General features: G+C 64.2%; 23 protein-coding genes and 2 tRNA genes. 12 read left to right on the top strand and 13 right to left on the bottom strand.

Annotation, left to right across the window (positions count from 1 at the left end; genetic code table 11):
• The first annotated feature begins 254 nt into the window (after positions 1 to 254).
• Positions 255 to 662, top strand: a complete 408-nt coding sequence (locus HD842_RS19170; protein WP_183556342.1) for a hypothetical protein — start codon at positions 255 to 257, stop codon at positions 660 to 662.
• A 143-nt stretch (positions 663 to 805) separates the two neighbouring features.
• Here HD842_RS19170 and HD842_RS19175 read toward each other — a convergent pair whose 3' ends face one another.
• Complete coding sequence (locus HD842_RS19175; protein ID WP_183556343.1) at positions 806 to 1,639, bottom strand: HDOD domain-containing protein; 834 nt, start codon at positions 1,637 to 1,639, stop codon at positions 806 to 808.
• Positions 1,636 to 1,965, bottom strand: coding sequence for a hypothetical protein (locus HD842_RS19180; RefSeq protein ID WP_183556344.1), 330 nt, complete (start codon positions 1,963 to 1,965; stop codon positions 1,636 to 1,638). The genes HD842_RS19175 and HD842_RS19180 overlap by 4 nt, the downstream gene beginning before the upstream one ends.
• A gap of 159 nt (positions 1,966 to 2,124) precedes the next feature.
• Between HD842_RS19180 and gstA the strand changes: the two genes are divergently transcribed.
• The 6 genes from gstA to HD842_RS19210 all read left to right on the top strand — a co-directional run bounded on the left by gstA (position 2,125) and on the right by HD842_RS19210 (position 7,815).
• Positions 2,125 to 2,730, top strand: a complete 606-nt coding sequence (gstA, locus tag HD842_RS19185; protein WP_183556345.1) for a glutathione transferase GstA — start codon at positions 2,125 to 2,127, stop codon at positions 2,728 to 2,730.
• A gap of 1 nt (position 2,731) precedes the next feature.
• Positions 2,732 to 3,295 (top strand): DUF1697 domain-containing protein, encoded by a 564-nt coding sequence (locus tag HD842_RS19190; RefSeq protein ID WP_183556346.1) that lies wholly within the window; start codon positions 2,732 to 2,734, stop codon positions 3,293 to 3,295.
• A gap of 553 nt (positions 3,296 to 3,848) precedes the next feature.
• Positions 3,849 to 5,807, top strand: coding sequence for an AAA family ATPase (locus HD842_RS19195; protein WP_183556347.1), 1,959 nt, complete (start codon positions 3,849 to 3,851; stop codon positions 5,805 to 5,807).
• 106 nt (positions 5,808 to 5,913) lie between these two features.
• Positions 5,914 to 7,182, top strand: a complete 1,269-nt coding sequence (locus HD842_RS19200; protein WP_183556348.1) for a DUF445 domain-containing protein — start codon at positions 5,914 to 5,916, stop codon at positions 7,180 to 7,182.
• A gap of 14 nt (positions 7,183 to 7,196) precedes the next feature.
• A complete protein-coding gene (locus HD842_RS19205; protein WP_183556349.1) occupies positions 7,197 to 7,529 on the top strand; it encodes a putative signal transducing protein in 333 nt (110 codons plus the stop codon).
• A gap of 127 nt (positions 7,530 to 7,656) precedes the next feature.
• Entirely contained in the window at positions 7,657 to 7,815 is a 159-nt protein-coding gene (locus tag HD842_RS19210; protein ID WP_183556350.1) for a hypothetical protein, read from the top strand.
• A 73-nt stretch (positions 7,816 to 7,888) separates the two neighbouring features.
• Here HD842_RS19210 and HD842_RS19215 read toward each other — a convergent pair.
• From HD842_RS19215 to HD842_RS19235, 5 genes are all read right to left on the bottom strand, one after another.
• Positions 7,889 to 7,965 (bottom strand) — tRNA-Met (locus HD842_RS19215).
• A 59-nt stretch (positions 7,966 to 8,024) separates the two neighbouring features.
• A tRNA-Met gene (locus HD842_RS19220) sits at positions 8,025 to 8,101 on the bottom strand.
• An 81-nt stretch (positions 8,102 to 8,182) separates the two neighbouring features.
• A complete protein-coding gene (gene miaA / locus HD842_RS19225) occupies positions 8,183 to 9,136 on the bottom strand; it encodes a tRNA (adenosine(37)-N6)-dimethylallyltransferase MiaA (protein WP_183556351.1) in 954 nt (317 codons plus the stop codon).
• Entirely contained in the window at positions 9,136 to 11,076 is a 1,941-nt protein-coding gene (mutL, locus tag HD842_RS19230) for a DNA mismatch repair endonuclease MutL (protein WP_183556352.1), read from the bottom strand. The genes miaA and mutL overlap by 1 nt, the downstream gene beginning before the upstream one ends.
• A gap of 72 nt (positions 11,077 to 11,148) precedes the next feature.
• A complete protein-coding gene (locus tag HD842_RS19235) occupies positions 11,149 to 12,093 on the bottom strand; it encodes a peptidylprolyl isomerase (RefSeq protein ID WP_183556353.1) in 945 nt (314 codons plus the stop codon).
• 223 nt (positions 12,094 to 12,316) lie between these two features.
• Between HD842_RS19235 and HD842_RS19240 the strand changes: the two genes are divergently transcribed.
• Positions 12,317 to 13,357, top strand: coding sequence for a carbonic anhydrase (locus HD842_RS19240; protein WP_183556354.1), 1,041 nt, complete (start codon positions 12,317 to 12,319; stop codon positions 13,355 to 13,357).
• A gap of 6 nt (positions 13,358 to 13,363) precedes the next feature.
• On the opposite strand, the gene HD842_RS19245 is transcribed toward HD842_RS19240, so the two are convergent.
• Genes HD842_RS19245 through tsaE form a run of 3 tightly spaced genes read right to left on the bottom strand, consistent with a single transcriptional unit; the run spans position 13,364 to position 16,168 of the window.
• Entirely contained in the window at positions 13,364 to 14,149 is a 786-nt protein-coding gene (locus tag HD842_RS19245) for a D-hexose-6-phosphate mutarotase (RefSeq protein WP_183556355.1), read from the bottom strand.
• Position 14,150: 1 nt separating this feature from the next.
• The gene (locus HD842_RS19250) at positions 14,151 to 15,707 is read right to left on the bottom strand and encodes an N-acetylmuramoyl-L-alanine amidase (protein ID WP_221290722.1); all 1,557 of its coding nucleotides are present in this window, start codon (positions 15,705 to 15,707) and stop codon (positions 14,151 to 14,153) included.
• On the bottom strand, positions 15,668 to 16,168 hold the full coding sequence (gene tsaE, locus HD842_RS19255; RefSeq protein WP_183556357.1) for a tRNA (adenosine(37)-N6)-threonylcarbamoyltransferase complex ATPase subunit type 1 TsaE: 501 nt from the start codon (positions 16,166 to 16,168) through the stop codon (positions 15,668 to 15,670). Before tsaE ends, HD842_RS19250 begins: the two co-directional genes overlap by 40 nt.
• A gap of 65 nt (positions 16,169 to 16,233) precedes the next feature.
• Here tsaE and queG point away from each other — a divergent pair, with 65 nt between their 5' ends.
• A complete protein-coding gene (gene queG, locus HD842_RS19260; protein WP_183556358.1) occupies positions 16,234 to 17,331 on the top strand; it encodes a tRNA epoxyqueuosine(34) reductase QueG in 1,098 nt (365 codons plus the stop codon).
• 15 nt (positions 17,332 to 17,346) lie between these two features.
• Here the strand turns inward: queG and HD842_RS19265 are convergent, their stop codons facing one another.
• The 3 genes from HD842_RS19265 to HD842_RS19275 form a co-directional block, all read right to left on the bottom strand.
• Positions 17,347 to 17,727, bottom strand: coding sequence for a DUF3052 family protein (locus tag HD842_RS19265; RefSeq protein WP_183556359.1), 381 nt, complete (start codon positions 17,725 to 17,727; stop codon positions 17,347 to 17,349).
• Between the two features lie 148 nt (positions 17,728 to 17,875).
• Positions 17,876 to 18,457, bottom strand: a complete 582-nt coding sequence (locus HD842_RS19270) for a response regulator transcription factor (RefSeq protein ID WP_183556360.1) — start codon at positions 18,455 to 18,457, stop codon at positions 17,876 to 17,878.
• Positions 18,458 to 18,498: 41 nt separating this feature from the next.
• Positions 18,499 to 20,532: a two-component system sensor histidine kinase NtrB gene (locus HD842_RS19275; RefSeq protein WP_370660857.1), complete on the bottom strand. Its 2,034-nt coding sequence runs from the start codon at positions 20,530 to 20,532 to the stop codon at positions 18,499 to 18,501.
• Between the two features lie 108 nt (positions 20,533 to 20,640).
• Here HD842_RS19275 and HD842_RS19280 point away from each other — a divergent pair, with 108 nt between their 5' ends.
• The 3 genes from HD842_RS19280 (at position 20,641) to xerD (ending at position 23,458) form a co-directional block, all read left to right on the top strand.
• Positions 20,641 to 21,642, top strand: a complete 1,002-nt coding sequence (locus tag HD842_RS19280) for a TRAP transporter substrate-binding protein (RefSeq protein WP_183556361.1) — start codon at positions 20,641 to 20,643, stop codon at positions 21,640 to 21,642.
• Positions 21,643 to 22,058: 416 nt separating this feature from the next.
• Positions 22,059 to 22,583: a methylated-DNA--[protein]-cysteine S-methyltransferase gene (locus HD842_RS19285; protein WP_183556362.1), complete on the top strand. Its 525-nt coding sequence runs from the start codon at positions 22,059 to 22,061 to the stop codon at positions 22,581 to 22,583.
• Complete coding sequence (gene xerD, locus HD842_RS19290; protein ID WP_183556363.1) at positions 22,556 to 23,458, top strand: site-specific tyrosine recombinase XerD; 903 nt, start codon at positions 22,556 to 22,558, stop codon at positions 23,456 to 23,458. The genes HD842_RS19285 and xerD overlap by 28 nt, the downstream gene beginning before the upstream one ends.
• Positions 23,459 to 23,509: the final 51 nt, after the last annotated feature.

A 23,509-nucleotide genomic window follows, 5' to 3' on the forward strand; every position in this document is an offset into this window, starting at 1 on the left:
GTTAGCTTGATTTCTGACAAGGAGTCACGTGCGCAGGGTCGGCCTCGGTCCGGCGCACGCCGCCATAATTTGTTTGAAAGACAAGTGCGCATGCAGAAACGACGTAGTGCACGGCAAGACCGGAATTCTTAAGGAACTACTCAGATTCGCCCTGTTTAATTCCTGAACACGTTCCGGGAACTTAAGTGGAAGACATGTTGTCTTCTACTAAGGTTCACAAGGGAACTATTTTAACCAACTCGTGAGGTAATATCATGGCACAACAACATCACGCTCTGTCGTCGCAAGAGAGTTACAACCCGAACCATCTGCTCGACATTCTGCTTGGCAAGATGCAGCTGAAGAACGACGCTGCGCTGTCGCGCATGCTCGAGGTGGCGCCACCCGTGATCAGCAAGATTCGTCACCACCGTCTGCCGGTTGGCGCGTCGCTGCTGATCCGCATGCACGAAGTGACGGGCATGAGCATCCGTGACCTGCGTGATCTGATGGGCGATCGCCGCACCAAGTACCGTCTGTCGGATGCACAAGGCCGTCCGAAGCCAGAAGAAAAAGCAGCAGCAGCCGCTGCCGCAGCAGCCCAGCAGGCAGGTCAGCCAGCACAGGGTCAGGCAAACCAGTCGGGCGACGTGACGCCAAAAACCGGTAATTATGCGCACTGAAATCGTGGGCATGGCAGACGTGTCTGTCATGCCTTCGTTGTTGGCGTGCCGCGGCGCCGCCTGAGTGGCGCCGCACCGCAGTTCTCCCCGTCGCAGTTCTCCCCGTACTACCTGATTCCTACCCGTTGATTCCGTCCTGCGGCCTACGCCAACAGGATGGCGGTCATCTCTTCAAATTGCAGCTCCGTCTCGCGGAACACCTGCAACCACGCTTCCTCGGATAATCCCAGCGCCGTCCAGGCGACACTCGACACCGTCGGTACCACTTCGTTGGCATAGCCCGCCAGATCGAGCGCATGCGCCACCGCGCTTGCCACATGCACGATGGTGGCCAGGAAACCCGCGCCCGGCATCTCCGGCTGAACATGAAACGCGATGGCCTGGCGCAGCGTGTCCGAAAATTGCCAGTGCTCGGCCAGCGCCCGGCCTGCCAATACGTGGTCGACACCCAGCATGGCGCGCTCCGTCTCGAGCAGATCGCCATCGACGCGCTCGCATTCGCGCAGGACGGCGTCGTATTGCTCGGGGTAACGCGTTACCAGCACCAGGCGGCCGATGCCGTGCAGCAAGCCGGCCGTGAACGCCACATCCGGATTGAAGTGCATGTGCCGCGCCAGCACCCGCGCGCAGGCGGCGGTGGCGATAGACAAGCGCCAGAAGGCCTTGTCATTGAACGCCGGGCAGCGGCCGCTGGGAAAGCAGCCGGTGATCGATGCTGCCATGATCAGGTTGCGCGTGGCTTGCACGCCCAGGAACGTCAATGCCTGCTGGATCGTCGTGACCTTGACCTGCAGGCCGAAGGCCGACGAGTTGGCCAGACGCAGTGTCTTGGCAGTCAGCGCCTGATCGAGCGCCACCTTTTTTGCCAGCAAGGCCAGATCGGCATCTTCCTGGTCGATGCTGCCCAGCAGCTCCATCACGACGGCCGGCAGCGAGGGCAGGTCGTCCAGGCCGGCCGTCAATTCATCAAGAGTCATGGCGCCACCTGCCGTTCGAGCCGGTAATCCTCGACGTAGCGGCGCAGCAGGTTGCCGGCCCAGTCGTTGTCGTCGTCGCGGTCGTGGCGGCGGAACAGGATGTCGAGCCGCGCTTGCACCGCGGCCGCATCCGGCGCGCGGTGCGCTTCGACGCGCGCCACCGGCACCACGTCGATCTGATGGCGCGCGAACGACGCGATGATCGCCTCGCTCAAGACCGTGCCTTTGGCCAGCAGCACCAGGCCATGGCTGTCGAGCAGTTCGTCCGACAGCACCATCCCCGGCAGGGCGCTGGCCACCGGGACCAGCTCATGATCGTCGCTCATAGTTTCCTCCATTCAATACTCTGGAGATGGTATCACCGGTGTGCAGGCCGATCACGACGGCGACGCAATATGTCGCATTCATGCCGCATGACTTGTGGCTGGAGGGCGGTGCCAAAATACTGTAGGCTTTTGCCATCCATCATTATTTTCAGGAACCCCGTGAAACTCTACTTCAGCCCCGGCGCCTGCTCGCTTGCGCCCCGTATCGCCCTGATCGCCTCCGGCCTGCCGTTCGACAGCGAGCGCGTCAACCTGCGCACCAAGCTGACCGCAGGCGGCGAAGATTTCCGGGCCATCAATCCCAAGGGCTATGTGCCGGTGCTGGCGCTGGAAGATGGCCATCTGCTTACCGAGAACCAGGTCATCCTGCAATACGTGGCCGACCAGGCTCCGGCAAGCGCGCTGGCGCCTGCCGCCGGTACCTTCGAACACTACGAATCGATGGAATGGCTGGCGTGGACATCGGCCGAGCTGCACAAGCGCTTTTCGCCCATCTTCACACCGGGCGCGTCGAGCGAGGCCAAGGAAGCCGCCTGGGCCGCGCTGGCCGCGCCACTGACCTATGTGGCGGGCCAGATCGGTGACGACGGCTACCTGATGGGAGACGGGTTCACCGTGGCCGATGCCTACTTGTTTACCGTGTTGAACTGGGTGGGGTTTACCAGCTTCTCGCTGGATAACTGGCCGGCATTGCAGGCCTATCATGCACGCATCAAGGCACTGCCTGCGGTGCAGGAAGCGATGCGCCAGGAAGGGTTGCAATAGCATGGGGGCCGACACCGCGCCGCGGTCGCGCTGCATTGCCCTGCTGCGCGGTGTGAACGTCGGCCGCGCCAAACGCATTGCCATGGCCGACCTGCGCAAACTGGTCGAAGACCTCGGCTATACGGGCGTGCGCAGTCTGCTTAATAGCGGCAATATCGTGTTCGACGCCGTTGTCCCGCCGAGCGATGCGGCGCAAGAGATCGAAGCGGCTATGGCCCTGCATCTGGGTGTCAGCGCGCGCGTGTTCGTGTTTGCAAGCCATGAAGTGGCCGAGATCGTTGACGACAACCCTTTGCTGCACGTGGCCACCGACCACGCGCGCCTGTTCGTCTTCCTGCTGGCAGGTGCGCCGCAACGCGCGCTGGCGGCAGACCTGTGCGGCCAGGATTGGGCGCCCGAGAATATGGCGCTTGGACGTCGCGCTGTCTATGTCTGGTGTCCGCAAGGCTTGCTCGACAGCGCAGCCGCGGCGGCGCTCGGCAAGCGGCTGGGCGATGGCGCCACGTCGCGCAACTGGAATACGATGATCAAGTTGCATAGCCTGTGCTGCGCTGGCGCCGATTAACCGACGCCTGCCTGAATAAACATTTGCTGCCTTTTGATGGCATCAATTTCAGCGCCTGATTCCCCCCCCCCCCCATTCTCGCCCGATGGTTTGTTCAATCGGCGCGAGCCGGCACGCCTTTGCCGGAGCAGTTGCAGAAATAGCCATCACTTTATATACCGATAGCGTCATATTGCGTGCAGTCCGAAAAAGTTGACTGTGGTAAATATGCAGCGCTCAGCAATACGGTTATTCATCTTCTAGGCATTTCATCATGCCGTTCTCGCAAGAATGTTCGATTTATTTGACAGACTCATCACGAATGCTGTCAGTCGGATAATCAATTCTCTTATCAAGACTTTCATTCGACTTAAATCGCGTCCGTTTTTGACTTTTTGGTATTCCCGGCGGTTTTTTTTGAAGGTATAGTCTTCTTACTCCCTTGCCGCAAAGCATCAAAAAGCAAGCTGCAATATCTCGAATTCGTCGGCCCACTGCCGACGCCGGCCACGGTTACCGATGGCATGGCACCCCAGTCTCTCTTCGCTGTACGCATTTTCGACGAGTACACCTTATGCCCAATTTTTCCCGTCTTCAGATTGCATTCAAGAACGTCTACGTCCGCATCCTCGCCGTCATCCTGATGGCCATGCTGGTGACGCTGGCGATCTTCAAATCCAATGTGCCGCAGGATGCACGCCCGGTGGTCCATTCGCAGAACATCGCCGAGATTACCGCGCTGGCCAACCAGAAAGCTCGCCTGGAATACCTCTTGATTGCCAAACCGCTGTCCGAAGCGCCGCGTTATATCTACAAGTTCAAGGATTCGGCAGCGCTGAACGTGGTCAAGGTGCCGAGCACGTCGCACCTGTCGCTCGAGCGCGAAGTGCTGCTCAAGAACGCGATTCCGTATTCGATCGCCAAGGACGACTTCCTCGCAGCCCACGAAGCCGTCATGGACGAGGGTGAAAGCACGCTGGCGCGCACCGGTGCCTTCTTCAAGCAGAACGCGTTCAATATCGCGATCGTGCTGCTGGTGCTCTACCTCATCAAATTCGGCATGCCGGGCACGGGCATGAGCGCATCGGTCATCACGCCGGACAAGCTCAAGGGCAGCATGGATGACCTGATCGGCATGGAAGACATCAAGCAGGAAGTGCTGCACCTGGAAGAAATGATCCGCAACCGCGCCGAGTACCAGTCGCACAATATCGACAAGCCGTTTAATGTCATGCTCACCGGCCCGGCCGGCACCGGCAAGACCAAGCTGGTCGGCTATCTGGCCAAGCGCCTGGACCTGCCGATGATTTCGGCATCCGGCTCCGCGCTCGAATCGGGGTATGTCGGCGGCGGCTCCAAGGCGCTGAACGCCTTGCACCGCAAGGCCTGCGCCAAGGGCAAGTGCATCATTTTCCTCGACGAAGCGCAGAGCCTCTTCATGCCGCGCGGCCGCAGCGAAAAGAAATGGGAAGACGACACCGCCAACACGATGCTTGGCCTGCTGGATGGCGTGAAAAGCGACAAGGGCGCGGGCGTCATCTGGATCGTCGCGTCGAACTTCGATGACAGCTCGACCGAGATGGACGAAGCGATGCTGCGCCGCTTCTCGGTCAAGATCAACTTCCGCCTGCCGAACAAGGCCGAGCGCCGCGAACTGCTGCGCAGCTTCCTGTCGCGCAAGAAGGATGGCCTCGTCGACTGGAATGACCTGAACCTGGACCAGGTCGCCGAGATCACCCAGAACCTGAGCCCGGCGCTGCTGGAAACCGTGGTCGAACGCGCCAGCATGCTGTCGATCCAGGAAAAGACGATCATCAACACGAACCTGCTGTTCCGCGCCTACGAGCGCGCCACGATCGGCCTGACCGACCGCGCCACGACGCTCGACAAGCACAAGCAGCGCGAACGGATCGCCCTGCACGAGCTGGGCCACTTCTTCATGCAGATCGACCCGTTCCTGCGCCAGGGCCTGACGCTGGCCGAAGTCAAGGAACGCTCGCACCTGCTCAAGATCAGCACCGAGGCGGTGTCGAAGATTGGCGCGCTGGGCTATGTGCTGCAATCGGGCGAAGACATGTCGCTGCGCACGCTGGAAGAACTCGAGCGCGACGTGGTGGGCCTGTACGGAGGCGTCGCGGCCGAAGAAATGTTCTATGGCCCGCGCGGTATTTCGGTGGGCAGCCAGAACGACATCGAAAAGATCACCAAGATGCTCAACCTGATGGTGAGCCGCCTGTCGATGTATTCGCGCTCGAAGATCGACTACAGCCAGCTGCAGAAGGAGATCGGCGGCGAGCACACGGTGCGGCTGGTGGAAGAAAAGGCCGACGCCTTGTACAGCTACACGCTGGACGCGATCCGCGACTACAAGCTGATGATGGAATCGCTCAAGGACACGCTGCTGGAGCAGTACGTGCTGTCGAAGGATGAGGTGTTTGCGCTGCTGGAAGAACGCAGCGAACTCCTGCTGCCGCAGCTGCACGGACAGCGCTGCGCGAAGCTGACCTTGTGCGAGGAAGAAGTGGCGGCGTAACGCGCCCGATCTCCCCTGGAAGAAGGATGCGCCGCGGGTAGCCGGCGCGTCACGCGCGGGCAAAGTCGGCTAGCATGGCAGCATCGCCACAGCCGGGCCGCCCCGCATGCAAAAGCACGACGAACTGCGCAAGTCCAAACTGATCGCCCTCGGCTTCTTTGTCGGCGCAGCCGTGCTGTTCGTGGTCAGCCTGCTGCTGCCGCAGACCTGGTGGACGGGCCTGTTGCGCGCGTTTTCCGAAGCCGCGATGGTCGGCGCGCTGGCCGACTGGTTCGCGGTGGTGGCGCTGTTCAAGCGTATCCCGATCCCGATCATCTCGCGCCACACCGCCATCATCCCCGGCAACAAGGACAAGATCGCCGACAACCTGGCGCTGTTCGTGCGCGAAAAATTCCTCGACACCGAGTCGATCCTCAAGCTGATCCGCCGCCACGACCCGGTGCAACTGCTGGCCGACTGGCTGGCGAAACCCGCCAACACCGAACTGATGGGCGCGCACCTGGTGCGCGCCGCCACCTTCATGCTCGACTTCATCGAGGATGCGCCAGTGCAGAACGTCATCCGGCGCGCGGTGCACACGATGGTGGGGAGCGTCGACTTATCGAAGTCCGGCGGCGCCATTCTCGAGAGCCTGACGCGCGGCCGGCGCCACCAGCAACTGCTCGACGAAGGCATCCGCCAGCTCGCCCATCTGCTGGACAATACCGAGACCCAGGGCGCCATCGCCAATGGCATTGTCGACTGGCTCAAGGAAGACTACGCGCTGGTCGAACGCATGCTGCCGTCCGAACTCATTGGCCGCAAGGGCGCCGACATTGCCGTGCGCCTGGCGTCGGGTATTCTCAACAAGGTCGCAGCCGACCCCGCGCACCCGTTGCGTGAGCGTTTCGACGAGTACGTGGCCGATTTCATCGAGCGCATGAAGGCCGACCCCGACTTCATCGCCAAGGCCGACGACGTCAAGCGCTACCTGCTGGAAGACGACACGTTCAACGGCTACGTCGGTTCGCTGTGGGCCGAGCTGAAGGCGTGGCTCAAGCGCGACTTGGCCAGCGACGATTCGAGCATGCGTCGCCGCATCATCGGCATGGGCGCCTGGATCGGCAAGGCGCTGGGCGACGATCCGCAACTGCGCCAGTCGCTGCAAGAAAACCTCGAGGCGGCGGCGCGCGGCGTGGCACCCGAATTCGCAGGCTACCTCACGCGCCACATCGCCGACACCGTCAAGCAATGGGACGACCGCGAAATGTCGGCCCAGATCGAACTCAATATCGGCAAGGACCTCCAATACATCCGCATCAACGGCACCATCGTGGGCGGGATGATTGGCGTGATCCTGTACCTGTTGTCGCACCTTCCCGCACTGCTGCGCTAAGCCAAGGAACCCAGATGCACACGCTCTCCCTGAACGACTGGCTCGCCGCCCACCCCGACATCGAAGCCGTGCCCGAGCGCGATCTCTACGTCGTGGCCCGCTACATGATTCCCGTGGACGCCACGCTGGCGCAGGGCTGCCTGGAAGCATCCGGCATCCCGGCGATGCTGGCCGACGCCCACCTGATGCAGACCGACCTGCTGCTGGCGCCCGCGCTGGGCGGCGTGCGGCTCCTGGTGCCGGCCGAGCATGTGCAGGCGGCGCATGAGGTGCTGCTGGCGCTGGCGCGCGGGGACTTCGCGCTGGATGAGGATGCGCCCGATGGCGAGTGGCGCACGCCGACCTGAGGTGGCTGGAGCAAGTGCTAGGATCGGTGGTCTGGCGCACAAAACGCGAACCGGCAGCGGCGTAGGCTGATGCTGTCGTGGCCGGTCATCCCGGCTGGCCAACGCATTTGCTGACAGGAGAATCATCATGCCGCAAGGTGATAAATCGTCGTACACCGACAAGCAGAAGCGCCAGGTCAAACATATCGAAGAAGGGTACGAGAAGAAGGGCGTCGGAAAGAAGGAAGCAGAACGCCGCGCGTGGGCTACCGAGAACAAGGTCTCGGGTGGCGGCAAGAAGAATTGATGCCCCTTCAAGAAAACCAGCGCACAAACAAAAAGCCGCTGCATCGTTCGATGCAGCGGCTTTTTGGTACTTCTGGTGGTGATAGGTGGACTTGAACCACCGACCCCAGCATTATGAGTGCTGTGCTCTAACCAACTGAGCTATATCACCGGAACGGGCAAAAGCAAAATGGCCTGACTCGTTGGAGCCAGGCCATCGCCTGAAATCTTTGGTGGTGATAGGTGGACTTGAACCACCGACCCCAGCATTATGAGTGCTGTGCTCTAACCAACTGAGCTATATCACCGCAACGGCAAGTATTATCCGGCGTGAGTGGATGGCTGTCAAGATCGCTAGGGCGTGTGGGTCACAAATAGTCGCCGCCATGTCAATTTTCCAACAGCGCAAGGTGCGCCAGCATCGCGCCGGCCGGATCCGGGCCCAGGCAATCGATGACGACCCGGTCGGGCATCGCGCGCAGCCACGTGATCTGGCGCTTGGCCAGCTGGCGCGTGGCGATGATGCCCGTCTCACGCAGCGTGGCGCGGTCGATGCGCCCGTCGAGGTAATCCCAGGCCTGGCGATAGCCCACGCAGCGGATCGACGGCAGCAGCGGCGACAGGTCGCCCCGTGCCCGCAGCCGCGCTACCTCTGCCACCAGCCCGCTGTCGTCGCGCGTGCCCAGCATCGCATCGAAACGCTGCGCGATGCGCTTGTGCAGCACCGCGCGGTCGTCGGTCTCCAGGCCAAACGAGACGAGCCTGAACGGCAGCACGGGCTTGGTGCGCAGCGCCAGCAGCGCCGACATCGGCTTGCCGGTCAGTTCGATGATTTCCAGTGCGCGGTTGATGCGCTGGGCGTCGTTCGGCGCCAGCCGGTCAGCGGTGATGGGGTCGAGCGCGCGCAGCTTGTCGTGCATGCCGGGCCAGCCGATGCGGGCGGCTTCGGCGTCGAGCGCGGCGCGCAGTGCCACGTCGGCGGTGGGCAAGTCGTCCAGCCCCTCAACCAGGCCCTTGAAATACATCATCGTGCCGCCGACCAGCAGCGGCAGCGCGCCGCGCGCCGTGATCTCGGCCACCAGGCGGATCGCATCGTTCCTGAACTGCATCACCGAATACGCATCGAGCGGATCGAGTATATCGATCAGGTGATGCGGCACGGCGGCCAGTTCGGCCGGCGTGGGCTTGGCGGTGCCGATGTCCATCTCGCGATAGACCAGGGCCGAGTCGACCGAGATGATTTCGACGGGGCGCGTTTGGGCGATGCGCAGGGCGGCGGCGGTCTTGCCGGAGGCGGTCGGGCCCATGATGGCCACGGCCAGCGGTTTGTTCATGTCCACCATCACTGACCGCGCAGGAACAGTTTGTCGAGCGCAGAAATCTCGAGCTGCACCCAGGTCGGGCGGCCGTGGTTGCACTGGTCGGCGCGCTCGGTGCTTTCCATCTGACGCAGCAGCGCGTTCATTTCGGGCTGGCTCAGGATGCGGTTGGCGCGCACCGCCGTGTGGCAGGCGAGGGTGCCCAGCAGCTCGTTGCGCCGTTCGATCAACACGCGCGAGCCACCGAATTCGCGCACGTCGCGCAGCACGTCGCGCGCGAGCGTTTGCGCATCGGCGTTCTTGAGCAGCGTCGGCACGCTGCGCACTGCCAGCGTCGTCGGCGACAGGGCCGCGATGTCAAAGCCCAGCGTTGCCAGCGTGTCCGCATGCTCGTGCACGGTGGCGACCTCCATTGCGTCGGCGTAGAACGTGACCGGGATCAGCAGCGCCTGCACCTGCATTTCCTGACCTTGCGCCTGGGCGTCGAGTGCATTCTTGATCTGCTCGTACAGGATGCGCTCGTGCGCCGCGTGCATGTCCACCAGCACCAGGCCGCGCGTGTTCTGCGCCAGGATGTAGATGCCGTGCAGCTGGGCCAGTGCGAAACCGAGCGGGAAGTCGTCATTCGACAGCGGCTTGTCGGCCGCTGTCATCGGTACCGGCATCGGCGCCGGGCTCGACGCAGTGCCAGACGAACTGCTGGCCGCATCGGAGGCAAACAGCGCGCCGTAGGCTTCAAGGCGTTGCGCCACGCCGCCACCGGTGGCTGCATCGTCCCAGCGGCTGCCAGGTGCATACGGCGATGGCGAGAAGGTCTGCGTCAGCTGCGCGCCGAACGAGGTCTGCTCGTGCGGGCGCTGTTGCGGCTGCGATGGCGACTGCGACAACTGCCATAGCGGCGTGCCGCTCGGGCGCACCTCGGCCGCCGTCATCGGCCCCGGCACGCTGCCATGCGCGGTGGCCGAGGTCTGCGCCAGCGTGCGCTGCACCGCGTGGAACACGAACTGGTGCACCGCGCGGCTGTCACGGAAGCGCACCTCGGTTTTCGACGGGTGCACGTTGACGTCGACCAGCGCCGGGTCGAGGTCGAGCGAGAGTACATAGGCCGGGAAGCGGTCACCGTGCAGCACGTCCTGGTAGGCGGCCTTGACCGCGTGCACCAGCACCTTGTCGCGCACGAAGCGCCCGTTCACGTAGAAGAACTGGCCGTCGGCGCGCGCCTTGGAGGCCGTCGGCAGGCCGACGTAGCCGTGCAGGTGCAGCGGGCCGGCCGCTTCGTCGAGCGCCAGGCGCGCTTCGGCGAAATCGTTGCCCAGGATGTGGGCGCTGCGCTTGGCCGCTTCGCTGACGTTCCAGTGGTCGATCGTGCGCCCGTTGTGCGACAGGCTGAAGGCCACATCGGGGCGCGACAGCGCGATGCGGCGCACGACCTCGGCGCAGTGGGCGTATTCGGTCTGCTCGGACTTGAGGAACTTGCGCCGCGCCGGCGTATTGAAGTACAGGTCCTGCACGTCGATCGTGGTGCCGCAGGCGCCCGACGATGGCGCCACCACGCCTTCGTGCGAGCCGACGATCTCGAACGCGTGGGCGGCGTTGGCCGTGCGCGAGGTCACGCGCACCGAGGCGACCGACGCAATCGAAGCCAGCGCTTCGCCGCGAAAGCCCAGCGTGCCCACGTTTTCCAGGTCGCTCAGCGAAGCGATCTTGGACGTTGCGTGGCGCGACAGCGCGAGGGGCAGCTGCTCGGGCGCGATGCCGCGGCCGTTGTCGGTGATGGCGATGCGCTTGACGCCGCCTTCTTCGAGGCGGATGGTGATCGTCGTCGAGCCGGCGTCGAGCGCGTTTTCCAGCAACTCCTTGACGACGGCCGAGGGCCGCTCGACCACTTCGCCGGCGGCGATCTGCGAGATGAGCTGGTCGGGAAGCTGCTGGATGGGGCGGATGGTCGGGGCAGGGGCGTTCATCCGCAGATTATAGCCCGCCCAAAAAGCGCCGGATCGTCCCCGGCTGCAAATTGCGCGGCCGCCCCTGTCGCTTCAGAGCTGCTCGCGCACGGGAATCGGCACGTTGCACAGGTCGATCGCGCCAGCCGCGACCTTGCTCCACGGCCCGCCGCGATTGCGCTGGGCGTCGATCACGGCCTGGAAAGCAGCGCTGTCCGAGCGCATGACTTCGAGCTTGCTGCGCTCGGCAGGCGGCACGTCCGCTGCCATGCGCACGCTGGCGAGCGGCGTGCGCTGTTCGGCCTTCTCGTAGAAGCCCGAGGCGCCGGTCCCGCGCGGCATGACGGTCAATAGCGGCATGCCGGCCACGATGCGGCCCACGACCGTGATGTTGCGGTCCAGGTGGCGCGGCGCGTGGCCGATCACCGTGTAGAGCTGCGAGCCATTGCCGGTGTCGGCGCCGTTGTCGCGCGCCACGCCGATCATCGCGTAGCAGTGCGGGAGCCAGGTCTGCCTGGTTGCCGGATTGCGCGCGACGGGAAAGCCGTCGACGTGGCCGACCTGCGGCGCGTAGACGTCGCGTTCCTTCAGGCGCGTGAAGGGGTCGCTCTTCGTGAACGGCACGGTGAATTCAGCGGCCACGGTCTTGGCGGCCTTGAACGGGCGCGGCTTTTCTTCATCCGGGTCGCCCCATTGCACGACAAAGCCGTCCTGCGCGCGCATCACCCACAAGCCGTCGAAGTAGCGCTCGCGTACCAGTGCGCGGATATTGGCCACCGTGTTCGGCGCGAAGCGGGGCGCCAGTTCGATGACGACGCGCCCTGTTGGCAGCTCGATGTACATCGTGTTTTCGGGATCGAGCGCACGCCATTCGGCTGCTTTGGACGCCTTGACGACATCGGCCACCGTCAGCCGGGGCGGCAATTCCTGCTCGGCCTTGGCCGCTGCGGCGTGCGCGCTGGCGATGGTCAGCAGCGCGCACAGCGCCGCGCCGACGGTTGCGTGGATCGTGTTCTTTTTTGATGACACTGCCTGCATCTGCTCTCCCTGTCGCGGCGGCGCCGCCTTATAAGTATCGGGCAATTGTAATCGAGGGCACAGCGCGCAGGGCCGGTGATGCAAGGATGGTATGAGGTGTTGTTGCCCTTGCCAGCAAAGCAGCCGATCCGGACATTAAATGCCCGATGTTGCTGCAGCGCACTCAAGTTACCCGCCCCCGGTCCGATAAAGGATGGAGAGAATCAAACTATCCGAAAATCACATGCGTAACCTGATCGCACTTTGTACGCTGGGCCTGGTCACTGCCCTGGCACAGGCGAACGAACCGACACCGAAGACCGCCAAGCCTGTGGCCGAGCCGGCCAAGCCTGCGATCGCGTCCATTCGGCCGAACCTCAAGCCAGCTGCTGCGCCTGTTGCTGCTGCTGCCGCTACGCCCGCGAAATCCGAAGAGGATACCGAGGTCGACCTGTCGGTGCGCATCGCCGAAAAGCTCGCCGAGCTGCGCGCCAAGCAGGCCCTGCGCGCCGAAGAAGCCGCGCGCGCCCGCAAGGCGGCCGACGCGCGTCGCAAGCGGGAAGCCGCGATGGTGGCGGCCGTGGCCGTTGAAGCAGCCAAACCGAAGAACGGCACGCACTGGAGTTACGACGGCGAGTTCGGGCCCGAGAACTGGTCCAAGATTAATACCGCGTGGGCGGCCTGCAATGCGGGCAATCGCCAGTCGCCGATCGACCTGCGCGACGGCATCAAGGTCAATCTCGAGCAGATCACGTTCGACTATCAGCCGAGCTCGTTCAACGAGATCGACAACGGTCACACGGTGCAGGTCAATGTCGCGGGCGGGAACTTCCTGACCGTGGGCGGCACCACGTACGAGTTGCAGCAGTTTCACTTTCACCGGCCGGGCGAAGAACGCGTGAATGGCCGCGGCACCGAGATGGTGGTGCACCTGGTGCACAAGAGCTACGACAACAAGATCGCCGTGCTGGCGGTGCAGCTCGAGCGTGGCGACGCCAATCCGATGATCCAGACCGTGTGGAACAACCTGCCGCTGGAAAAGTTGACGACCGTGACGCCATCGATCGTGCTGAATGTGAACGAGATCCTGCCGACGCGGCGCGACTACTTCACGTACATGGGCTCGCTGAGCGAGCCGCCGTGTACCGAGAACGTGCTGTGGATCGTGATGAAACAGCCGATGACGGCCTCGCCGCAGCAGATGGCCCTGTTCTCGCGCCTCTATCCGTACAATGCGCGGCCTGTGCAGCCGAGCAATGGACGGATGATTAAAGAGTCAATGTGACGGCGCTCAGCTAACGCGGTAGCGGCCTTCCCAGGCCGCGCCAGGTTCGAGCTGCACCGGCGTCAGCTGCGCCGGTTCGATGCAGACGAAGCGCTGATACTCTTCGTCTTCCATGTCCGGCAGCGCCGCCGTGTCGGCTGCGCCCGGATTCCACACGACTGCATCGGAAAAGCCTTCCTGCTCGAGCGTCAGCACGCGCGCCCAGGTGCCCAGGAAGATGGTGTCGTCGACCTGTTCGTACACCACGTCGAGCTTGTCGGCGATCGACAGCGTGCCGGCTTCGAGCCCTTCGATGCGCACGTCGGCCAGGTGCGGCACTAGGTGGTAGCTGTGCAGCGCCGCCGCAAACGGGAATGCTGCGTCGCCCGTGTTACGCACATTCAAGGCCATGATCAGTTCGTTGGCGCGCACGGCCACGCGCAGTTGCAGCGCAAACCGGTGCGGCCACGCGCCCGCCATGGCTGGCGGCAGATCGGCCTCGTTCAGGCCGAACACGGCCCACGCCGCGCCATCTTCGACACCGCTGTCTTCGAGGCGCCAGGTGGACACGCGCGCAAAGCCATGGCGCATGCCGTCGCCGCGCTCGGCGAATTGCGGGAAGATCACCGGCACGCCGCCACGGATCGCGCGGCTGCCGTCGAGCGCCGAGCGGGCGCTCAGGAACAGGCGCTCGCCACCATCGGCCCCATGCCACGAGACCAGGTGCGCGCCGTATAGCGTGACGACGGCGGTGGCGCCGTCGGGCGCCGTGATGCGGATCGCGGGCAGCTGCCCGAAAGTGATGTGGTCCATGTCAGGTCTGGCGGCTCTTGGCCATCGGCGGGTTGTCGGCGAAATAACGGCGGATGCCGTTTGTGATGGCGTTGGCCAGTTGGTCCTGGTAGCCGTTGTCGTTCAGGCGCGCTTCTTCTTGCGGATTCGAGATGAACGCAGTCTCCACAAGAATCGACGGGATGTCCGGCGCCTTCAGCACGGCAAAGCCGGCCTGCTCGACCGATGCCTTGTGCAGCCGGTTGATGCCGCCGATTTCCCGCAGCACGGCCTTGCCGAGCTTGAGACTGTCGTTGATCTGCGCCGTCGTCGACAGGTCGAACAGCACGCTGGCAAGCTGCTTGTCGGCGCTGCCGCCAGCCAGGTTCACGCCGCCCACGAGGTCGGCCCGGTTCTGGTCACTGGCCAGCCAGCGCGCGGCGCTGGAACTGGCGCCTTTTTCGGACAGCACGAACACCGATGAGCCGCTCGCCGTTGGCGAAACCCAGGCGTCGGCGTGGATCGACACGAACAGGTCGGCCTGCACCTTGCGTGCCTTTTGCACGCGGGTGTTCAGGGGCACGAAGAAGTCGCCGTCGCGGGTGAGCATCACGCGCGTGTTGGGCAACTGTTCGAGCTTGGTCTTGAGGCGCTTGGCCACTTCGAGCACGATGTCTTTTTCGCGGCTGCCGTTGGCGCCGATCGCACCCGGGTCTTCGCCGCCATGGCCCGGGTCGAGCGCAATGGTGACCATGCGCGCCACTTTCTGCGGCTGGCGCGCGCTGGCCCTGCCGGGTGTGGGCTGCACTGCCTGGGCCGGCGGTGTACCGCGCAGGCCCGAGATCTCGGATTCGAGCCGGGCGATAGCGTCCGGCGCGGCGTTCGGCTGGGTGCGCGGCGCCACTGGCGGCGGGGTCGGGATCTGTACCGGCGGCGTGGCGGCAACGATGGCGCCTGCTGCCGCGGCCGTGCCCGGGCTGATGGCTCCGGACGGCGGCAGCACGGTGGCCGGCATCGTGGCGCCCGGCGGGCCGGACACCGGATCGCCCAGCGCCGGCGTGCCGGCTGCCACGGTCTTGGTCGGGCCGGTGCTCCATTCGCCGCTTTCGATCATCGCTGCGATCGGGTCGACCGGCGTGACCGGGTACAGGTCGAAGATCAGGCGGTGCTGGTAGCCGGCCACGGGCGCGAGCGTAAACACCTGCGGCTTGACCTCGGCCTTGAGATCAAACACCAGGCGCACGACGTTCGGCCGGTTCTGGCCCACGCGCACCTGCTTGATGTACGGGTCGTTCGATTCGATCTTGGCCACCAGGCTCTTGAGCGTGGGATTCAAGCCCAGGCCGTCGATGTCGACGACCAGGCGCGGCGGATCGGGAATCAGGAAGTGCTCGGTCTTGAGATTGGTATCGTTTTCGAGCGTGACGCGGGTGTATTCGGGCGCGGGCCAGACACGTACTGCCAGGATCTGGTTGGCGCTGGCAGGCAGCGGCGCGACGACGGACAGCAGCAACGTGCCGCCGGCCTTGAGCATGACGCGGCGGCGTGCGGACGCAGTAGTTACTGGGGCGGCGGGAGGAAAGCGAGACGATCGAGGCATAGCAGGCCTAATTCAGACAACGCTTGCAATTCTACAGCACGGCCGTTTCCGCTGACGCTCAGCAGTAAACGGATGTCCGGCGGCGGCAATACGGGCTCGCCTTTTTCGGGCCATTCGACGATGCAGACGTTGTGGCCGTCAAAATCTTCGCGAAAGCCGGCGTCCAGGAATTCTTCCGGACTCGCCATGCGATACAGATCGTAGTGGATCACGCTCAGCGGATTGTCGTCAAGCATCACGTTGTACGGCTCCGACAACGTGTAGGTCGGACTCTTGACCGTGCCTGTATGACCCAGCGCGCGCAGCAGGGCGCGGGTGAGGGCGGTCTTGCCGGCGCCCAGGTCGCCGTGCAGGTAGATGACGAGGCCCGGCGCCAGCGCGCGGGCTAGCGCGCCGCCCAGTGCGTTGGTGGCGGACTCGTCCGGCAAATAGTGGTGCTGGTGCGCTTTGATGGGCTGCATGGCATAAAATAGCGTGTTGTACTGCATTCTGCTGCATTCTTTTCTTGTGGTGTTCCCACCCCGGTATGGCCGATTCCCCAACCTCATCCGTCGATCTGCCCCAGCTAGCGCGCGCCATCAAGGGATGGGGCGCGGGGCTGGGCTTTGCCGACGTGCGCATTGCCGATGTCGACCTGGGGCACCTCGAAGCAGGCCTGCAAGCCTGGCTGGATGCGGGCTACCACGGCGAGATGGATTATATGGCAACCCACGGCATGAAGCGTGCGCGGCCGGCCGAACTCGTGCCCGGGACCGTGCGCGCGATCGTGGTGCGGATGGACTATCTGCCGACCGAACGCCAGGGCGACTGGCGGGCCGGGGAACGCCAGCGCCAGGCTGACCCGAACGCGGCCGTCGTGTCGGTGTATGCGCGGGGCCGCGACTACCACAAGGTGCTGCGCAACCGGCTGCAAGCACTGGCCGAGAAAATCCAGCAAGAAATTGGGCCGTTCGGCTTTCGCGTGTTCACCGATTCGGCGCCCGTGATGGAATTGCCGCTGGCCGAAAAAGCGGGCCTGGGCTGGCGCGGCAAGCACACGCTGCTGCTGTCGCGCGCGGCCGGCTCGACCTTCTTCATCGGCGAAATCCTGATCGACCTGCCGCTGCCGGTCGACCCGCCCACCGGCAAACATTGCGGCGGCTGCACGGCCTGCATCGACATGTGCCCGACCGGCGCGATCCTGGGCCCGGGCAAGCTCGACGCGCGGCGCTGCATCTCGTACCTGACGATCGAGCTGAAAAGCAGCATCCCCGAAGAGCTGCGCCCGCTGATCGGCAACCGCATCTACGGCTGCGACGATTGCCAGGTCGCGTGCCCGTGGAACAAGTTCGCGCAGCGTGCACAGGTGCCCGATTTCGATGAGCGCAACGGCCTGGGCGAGGGCGACCTGATCGGCCTGTTCGCATGGGAAGAAGCGGAATTCAACCGGCGCATGGAAGGCAGTCCGATCCGCCGCATCGGGCACGAGCGCTGGTTGCGCAATCTGGCGGTGGGGCTGGGCAATGCGGCCGAACAGCTGCCTGGCGATGCGGCCATCGTGGCGGCGCTGCAAGCGCGGGCCGAGCATCCATCCGAGCTGGTGCGTGAGCATGTGGCGTGGGCGCTGGCGCGCCACGGTGCCTAACCGCCATTCGGCCACTTAGACTGCGATGCGTTTCAGGCGCAGCGCCGACCAGTCACCATCGATGGAAATCATGGCCACGCCGGTGATGCCATGCTCCTTGGCATAGGCATTGATCGAATCACGGTTGATGTCGGTTGCCTTGGACGCGGTCTGCTTGAGGTACGCGATCCAGAGCGAGCCGGTGTCACTCAGCTGTTGTTTGGCGAGCGGCAGGTAATGCGCGAGGTCGTTCTGACCCAGGCAAAACATCAGGATGACGTCGAACGGCCCGTCCCCTTGTTTGACGATGTCGGCCGGCAGCTGCGCCGTCACGGTTGGATTGGCTTGGCCATTGAGCACGAGCATTGATGTCGCCGTGCGTAAAAACATCTTGTCTGCAACTGTCTTTTCGTTCATGCGCGTTTCCTGAAAAAGCCTGTGCATCGCGGCGCCCTGGCCGCGGCGCGTTCAGACATTATTTTACAAGGCTGTTGCGCACCCTTCAGACCCTTTACGCGCAGGAAATGAAGACAATGTGAAGGCAGCGCGAGCGCGCCGCCGGTAGTTACTTGAGCAGGCCGGCCAGTTCGACCGCCGTCTTGACCTGCATCTTGTCGAAGATATGGGCCCGGTGCACCTCGACCGTGCGCATGCTGATGCCGAGCTTGTCGGCCACGACCTTGTTCATCATGCCGGCCAGGATCAGGTCGAGCACCTCGCGTTCGCGCGTGGACAGCGTCGCCAGCCGCGCCTGCACTGCAGCGGACGTGGCTGCCTTGCGCGAGGCGGCCAGCGCTTCTTCCACGCGGTCCATCAAGACATTGTCGTTGAACGGTTTCTCGAAGAAATCAAAAGCGCCGCGCTTCAGGGAATCGACCGCCATCGGCACTTCGCCGTGGCCGGTCAGAAAAATCACCGGCAGGCGCGGCAACAGGCCGCGGCCGATCAACTGGTCGAACACGGCAATGCCGTTCATGCCGGGCATGCGCACGTCGAGCAGGACGCAGTCGCCGCTGACGTCGAGATCCTTGATGACGTCGAGAAATTCCTGGCCGCCGGGATAGCTGCGCGCGTTGAGGCCGCGCGATTGCGCCAGCCAGGCGAGCGAATCGCGTATGACTTCTTCGTCGTCGACGATGTGCAGCATGGGGGTCTCCGTAATAGTCGGGCAGGGCGCCGCACGCGATTCTAGCCGACCGCCCGACTTGCCGCCTGCGCCGGCAGCGAAAACGTGAACACGGTGCCTCCGGGCGGGTACGGCGCGTGGCTCAGCGTGCCGCCATGGAACTCGATCGCCGTGCGGCAGATCGACAGCCCCATGCCCATGCCCTCGGCCTTGGTCGAATAGAACGGCGAATACAGCCGCTCGGCCACTTCGGCCGAAATGCCATGGCCGCGGTCGATCACCGAGACGGCCACCTGGTCGTCAATGTGCGCTGCCTCGATGCGCAGCACGCGCTGGTCAGGCACGGTGTCCTGCATGGCCTGGATGCCGTTGCGCGTGAGGTTCAGCAGCACCTGCTCGAGCAGGACACGGTCGGCCAGCACCGGCGGCAAGCCCGGCGGCAAGTGCACGCGCAGCACGACGCCGGCCTGGCGTGCCTGCAATTCGATCAGCGCGTGCACGCTTGCAATCACGCTGCGGATCGTCAGTTCCTGGCGCAGCGGTTCGCGTTTTTTGACGAACTCGTGCACGCTGCGGATGATGTGCCCGGCGCGCTGGGCCTGCTGGCGCGCCTGTTCGAGCGCGTGGCGCAGCATGCCGGGTTTGACTTCCTGGCCGGCGCCGGCGGCGCGGTCGAGCATGTTCAGCGCGCCAACGGTATAGCTTGAGATCGCGGCCAGCGGCTGGTTCAGCTCGTGCGCCAGCATCGACGACAGCTCGCCCATCGTGGCCAGGCGCGCGCTGGCCTGCAGCTTTTCTTCCTGCTGGCGGTTGAGTTCTTCGACGCGCTTGCGGTCCGTGATGTCGAGCACCGAGCTCATCCAGCCGGTATGGCGCCCGTCGACGTCGACCAGCGGCGACTCGAACACCAGCACCGGCACCCGCACTTCGTCAGGCCGCTGGAACACGGTCTCGAACTGCGGCGTGACCTTGCCCGACAGGATGCCCTGGAAGCGGTCTTCGTATTCGGCCATCGCTTCCGGCGCCCAGTACGCCATCGGCGGCTTCTTGCCGATCAATTCTTCCTGCGACAGGCCGACGATCTGGCAGAAGGCGCGGTTCACGTACGTCACGCGGCCTTCGAGGTCGCGCGCGCGCAAGCCCGTGATCAGCGAGTTTTCCATTGCCGTGCGAAACGCCATCTGCTGGCGCAGCGCGGCCTCGGCCGCCAGCGTGCGCGAGATGTGGCGCCACAGCGCCGCCAGGCTCATCAAGAGGCCAAGCGCCAGCACGATCACCGAGCCGACCAGCAGATTGGGCAGCAGTTGCGGCGCGCGCTTGACGCTGTTGGTCGACAGCACCAGTTGGGCGCCGGGCAGGTCGAGCTCGCGCTGGTGCGTGTAGACGTTGCGGCCTGGGCCGCCCGATGCGCGGCGCGCCACCGGCAATTCATTACGGTCAAGCAGCGTCAGCGCATTGTCCTGCGCGAACCACCACGGCACCGTTTCATCCAGCAGCACTTGCAGGCTGTAGGTCGCCACCAGGCTGCCGGCGAACTGGCCGCCACGAAACAGCGGCAGGTAGTAATCGATCACGCCGTGGGTCGACGCCGTGGCACCATACGGCACGCTGTAGCGGCCGCGCCGGATCGAGCGCGCCATTTCACCGGCCAGCACGGTGGCCGCGGGCAGCCCGGTGGCAGGCAGGTCGCTGCCGTGGATGGCTTGCTGGACGCCGTCGGCATCGCTCCAGACGACGCGCACCAGTTCGGGGCCATTGGTAAACATCTGGCGGAAGCGCGCCGTCAGCTTGGCCGGCGGCAGCGGCGCGACGACGAGGTCGGCGCCGAGGGCGGCCAGTGCTTCTTCGCTGCGCGCCAGTTCGAAGCGCAGCGTCTGCTCGACCCACAGCGTATCGGCAATCAATTGCTCTTGCCGATCGTTGCTTTCCATCTGGCGCGCCTGCCATGGCAGCCAGATCAGCACGGCCAAAAACAGCAGCACCAGCAGGATTGGCACCATCCAGCGCAGGAAACGCCAGCCGCGCGAGCGCGCGCGCGGCTCGGGCTCGGCGTCCAGGTCGTCTGTCGCCCCGGGCTGGATGAATGGAAATTTCATGCAAGGTCCTGTTTTGGTTACACTGTCGGGCGCATCGCGGCATCGCCGCGATGGCGGGCAATGCGGCATGTGCCAGTGTAACGTTTCATCAGGAAGAATCGAACCGTCATGCAACTCAATTCCCTGGCCATCCGTGCGCTGTGCGCCGCGTTGGCCGCAGCCGCCAGTATGAATGCCTGGGCACAGGGGCCGATCGTGATCAAGTTCAGTCACGTGGTGGCGCCGGATACGCCCAAGGGCCGCGCCGCCGAGCGATTCAAGGCGCTGGCCGAGCAAATGACGCGCGGCCAGGTCAGGGTGGAAGTCTATCCGAACAGCCAGCTGTACAAGGACCGCGAAGAACTCGAAGCGCTGCAACTGGGCGCCGTGCAGATGCTGGCGCCGTCGCTGGCCAAGTTTTCGCCGCTGGGCGTGCGCGAATTCGAAGCGTTCGACCTGCCGTATATTTTTCCGGACAAGGCGGCGCTGTACAAGGTGACCGAAGGGCGCATCGGGCGCGAGCTGCTGCGCAAGCTCGAACCGAAGGGCATCACCGGTCTGGCCTTCTGGGACAACGGTTTCAAGGTCATGTCGGCCAATCAGCCGCTGGTTGCGCTGAAGGATTTCGACGGTGTGCGCATGCGTATCCAGGCCTCCATGGTGCTCGATGCGCAGATGCGGGCGCTGGGCGCGCAGCCGATGGTGCTGGCGTTTTCCGAAGCCGCGCCGGCGCTGCGTGATGGCGTGGTGGAAGGCACCGAAAACACGCCGTCGAACATGTACACGCAGCGCATGCACGAAACGCAGAAACACCTGACCGTGTCGAACCACGGCTATCTGGGTTACGCCGTGATCGTCAACAAGAAATTCTGGGATGGCTTGCCGGCAGCGACCCGCACGATTCTGGCGCGCGCGATGCGCGAAGCGACCGTGTACGAAAAGCAGATTGCCCAGCGCGCCAATGATGAGTCGATGGAAAAGATTCGCAAGGCCGGCACCACGGTGATCCATACACTCAATCCGGCGCAGCAGGCCGAATGGCGCCGCGCATTGCAGCCCGTGTACGGCCAGATGGAAAACAGGATCGGCAAGGAGACGGTACATGCCATCCTGCGCGAAGTTGCACGATGAGCGCGAGTGTCTGGTCACCAAGGCATTTTGTTTATAAGTAAAACAATTTTCTGATTTTGTGACCTAAAAGATACATTTTCTATAAGCATTTGCGTTATCATGGCGCTCATACGCACTGAAGTGGTGCGGTGCAGGGCCAGCAGCAGGCAGTACAGGTTTTGGGGGAGCATTGCTATAAGAACGGTACTCGTACCGGAGAATATTCGAGGAGACACCACGTTTTACAGAAGTCGTTGGCACTGCCAAACGACCGGGAACGTGACCCGAATTGGAGCGCACCTGATGGTGCGCTTTTTTTTGCCTGTTTTTTTATTTCCTGATGCCAAACGACTGGCCGCGCACGCGCTGCGGCGGGTAAGATGCCGGAGTGCCTGCCAGCGGGATGGTCCCGTTGCCGCGCACTGCCAACCGTCGCCATGAAGCCAGATCGCGCCTCCCTGTTGTTCAACGCCATCGTACCGGCGCCCTTTGGCGCACTGGGCATCCGTACGGCCGACGACAAGGTATGCGAGCTGGTCTACCTGCCGCCATCGTTCGCCGAAAAAAGCGCCGACAGCGCGCTTGCCGGGCAGGCAGCGCAGCAGGTCGCGCGCTACCTGCAGGATCCCGATGTTATGTTCGACCTGCCGCTTCTGGAGGTCGGCACCGAATTCCAGCGCAAGGTCTGGCAGCACATCCACGCGATCCCGCGCGGCGCCGTGCACACCTACGGGCACGTGGCGCGCATGATCGGCTCGGCCCCGCGCGCCGTCGGCCAGGCCTGCGGTGCCAACCGGTTCCCGCTCGTGATCCCGTGCCATCGCGTCACCGCCACCGGCGGCCTGGGCGGCTTTGCCAACCAGGATGACGAAAACGGCTTCCATTTGTCCGTCAAACGCTGGTTGCTGCGCCATGAAGGCGCCACCGCAAGCCCATGGCAACAGCAGTCGATCTGGCCCTGATCGACGAGTTCTGCGACACGCTCTGGCTGGAACAGGGCCTGGCCAAGAACTCGCTCGACGCTTACCGGCGCGACATGCGCCTGTTCGCCACCTGGCTGCACGCGCGCCAGCCCGACCGTGGCTTGCTGGCGGTCGGCGCGGACGACCTGTCTGCCTATTTTGCCGACCGCCATCCCGACTCGCGCCCGAGCACGGCCAACCGCCGGCTGTCGGTGCTCAAGCGCTTCTATGGGCTGGCGCTGCGCCGCAACCGGATCGACGTCGACCCGTGCCTGAAGATGGCGTCGGCGCGCCAGCCGACCCGGTTCGTGCACACGGTGAACGAAAGCCAGGTCGAGGCGCTGCTCGCTGCGCCGGATGTGGCCACGCCGCTGGGCCTGCGCGAACGCACGATGCTCGAACTGATGTATGCCAGCGGCTTGCGGGTGTCGGAACTGGTGGCCCTGAAGCTGGTCGAAGTCAGCCTCAACGATGGTGTGCTACGCGTGACGGGCAAGGGCAGCAAGACGCGCCTGGTGCCGTTCGGCGAAGAGGCGCGCCGCTGGATCGAGCGCTACCTGAAGGATGCGCGCGGCATCATCCTCAATGGCCAGATGGACGACGCCCTGTTCGTCACAAGCCGGGGTGGCCCGATGACGCGCCAGATGTTCTGGATCCTGATCAAGAAGCACGCAAAGAAAGCCGGCATCACGGGGCCGCTGTCGCCGCACACGCTGCGCCACGCGTTCGCCACGCACCTGCTCAACCATGGTGCCGACCTGCGCGTGGTGCAACTGCTGCTGGGCCATGCCGATATCTCGACCACGCAGATCTATACCCACGTGGCGCGCGAGCGCCTCAAGCGCCTGCACACCGAGCACCATCCCCGCGGTTAGCGTTAAGGCAAGCCGGGATCGGCGCGGTAGTCCATAATGGCCGGTCAGGAC

The organism is Massilia aurea, assembly GCF_014200505.1.
GTDB classification, from domain to species: Bacteria; Pseudomonadota; Gammaproteobacteria; order Burkholderiales; family Burkholderiaceae_D; genus Telluria; species Telluria aurea_B.

What these genes read in the sequence shown, in the direction of transcription:
- HD842_RS19175 (WP_183556343.1), bottom strand. Translation starts at nt 1,639, where the DNA reads ATGACTCTTGATGAATTGACGGCCGGCCTGGACGACCTGCCCTCGCTG.
- HD842_RS19200 (WP_183556348.1), top strand. Translation starts at nt 5,914, where the DNA reads ATGCAAAAGCACGACGAACTGCGCAAGTCCAAACTGATCGCCCTCGGC.
- HD842_RS19250 (WP_221290722.1), bottom strand. Translation starts at nt 15,707, where the DNA reads ATGCCTCGATCGTCTCGCTTTCCTCCCGCCGCCCCAGTAACTACTGCG.
- HD842_RS19170 (WP_183556342.1), top strand. Translation starts at nt 255, where the DNA reads ATGGCACAACAACATCACGCTCTGTCGTCGCAAGAGAGTTACAACCCG.
- HD842_RS19275 (WP_370660857.1), bottom strand. Translation starts at nt 20,532, where the DNA reads ATGAAATTTCCATTCATCCAGCCCGGGGCGACAGACGACCTGGACGCC.
- HD842_RS19210 (WP_183556350.1), top strand. Translation starts at nt 7,657, where the DNA reads ATGCCGCAAGGTGATAAATCGTCGTACACCGACAAGCAGAAGCGCCAG.
- HD842_RS19195 (WP_183556347.1), top strand. Translation starts at nt 3,849, where the DNA reads ATGCCCAATTTTTCCCGTCTTCAGATTGCATTCAAGAACGTCTACGTC.
- HD842_RS19245 (WP_183556355.1), bottom strand. Translation starts at nt 14,149, where the DNA reads ATGGACCACATCACTTTCGGGCAGCTGCCCGCGATCCGCATCACGGCG.
- HD842_RS19190 (WP_183556346.1), top strand. Translation starts at nt 2,732, where the DNA reads ATGGGGGCCGACACCGCGCCGCGGTCGCGCTGCATTGCCCTGCTGCGC.
- HD842_RS19280 (WP_183556361.1), top strand. Translation starts at nt 20,641, where the DNA reads ATGCAACTCAATTCCCTGGCCATCCGTGCGCTGTGCGCCGCGTTGGCC.
- HD842_RS19270 (WP_183556360.1), bottom strand. Translation starts at nt 18,457, where the DNA reads ATGCTGCACATCGTCGACGACGAAGAAGTCATACGCGATTCGCTCGCC.
- HD842_RS19205 (WP_183556349.1), top strand. Translation starts at nt 7,197, where the DNA reads ATGCACACGCTCTCCCTGAACGACTGGCTCGCCGCCCACCCCGACATC.
- HD842_RS19235 (WP_183556353.1), bottom strand. Translation starts at nt 12,093, where the DNA reads ATGCAGGCAGTGTCATCAAAAAAGAACACGATCCACGCAACCGTCGGC.
- xerD (WP_183556363.1), top strand. Translation starts at nt 22,556, where the DNA reads ATGGCAACAGCAGTCGATCTGGCCCTGATCGACGAGTTCTGCGACACG.
- HD842_RS19265 (WP_183556359.1), bottom strand. Translation starts at nt 17,727, where the DNA reads ATGAACGAAAAGACAGTTGCAGACAAGATGTTTTTACGCACGGCGACA.
- mutL (WP_183556352.1), bottom strand. Translation starts at nt 11,076, where the DNA reads ATGAACGCCCCTGCCCCGACCATCCGCCCCATCCAGCAGCTTCCCGAC.
- HD842_RS19285 (WP_183556362.1), top strand. Translation starts at nt 22,059, where the DNA reads ATGAAGCCAGATCGCGCCTCCCTGTTGTTCAACGCCATCGTACCGGCG.
- tsaE (WP_183556357.1), bottom strand. Translation starts at nt 16,168, where the DNA reads ATGCAGCCCATCAAAGCGCACCAGCACCACTATTTGCCGGACGAGTCC.
- miaA (WP_183556351.1), bottom strand. Translation starts at nt 9,136, where the DNA reads ATGGTGGACATGAACAAACCGCTGGCCGTGGCCATCATGGGCCCGACC.
- queG (WP_183556358.1), top strand. Translation starts at nt 16,234, where the DNA reads ATGGCCGATTCCCCAACCTCATCCGTCGATCTGCCCCAGCTAGCGCGC.
- HD842_RS19180 (WP_183556344.1), bottom strand. Translation starts at nt 1,965, where the DNA reads ATGAGCGACGATCATGAGCTGGTCCCGGTGGCCAGCGCCCTGCCGGGG.
- HD842_RS19240 (WP_183556354.1), top strand. Translation starts at nt 12,317, where the DNA reads ATGCGTAACCTGATCGCACTTTGTACGCTGGGCCTGGTCACTGCCCTG.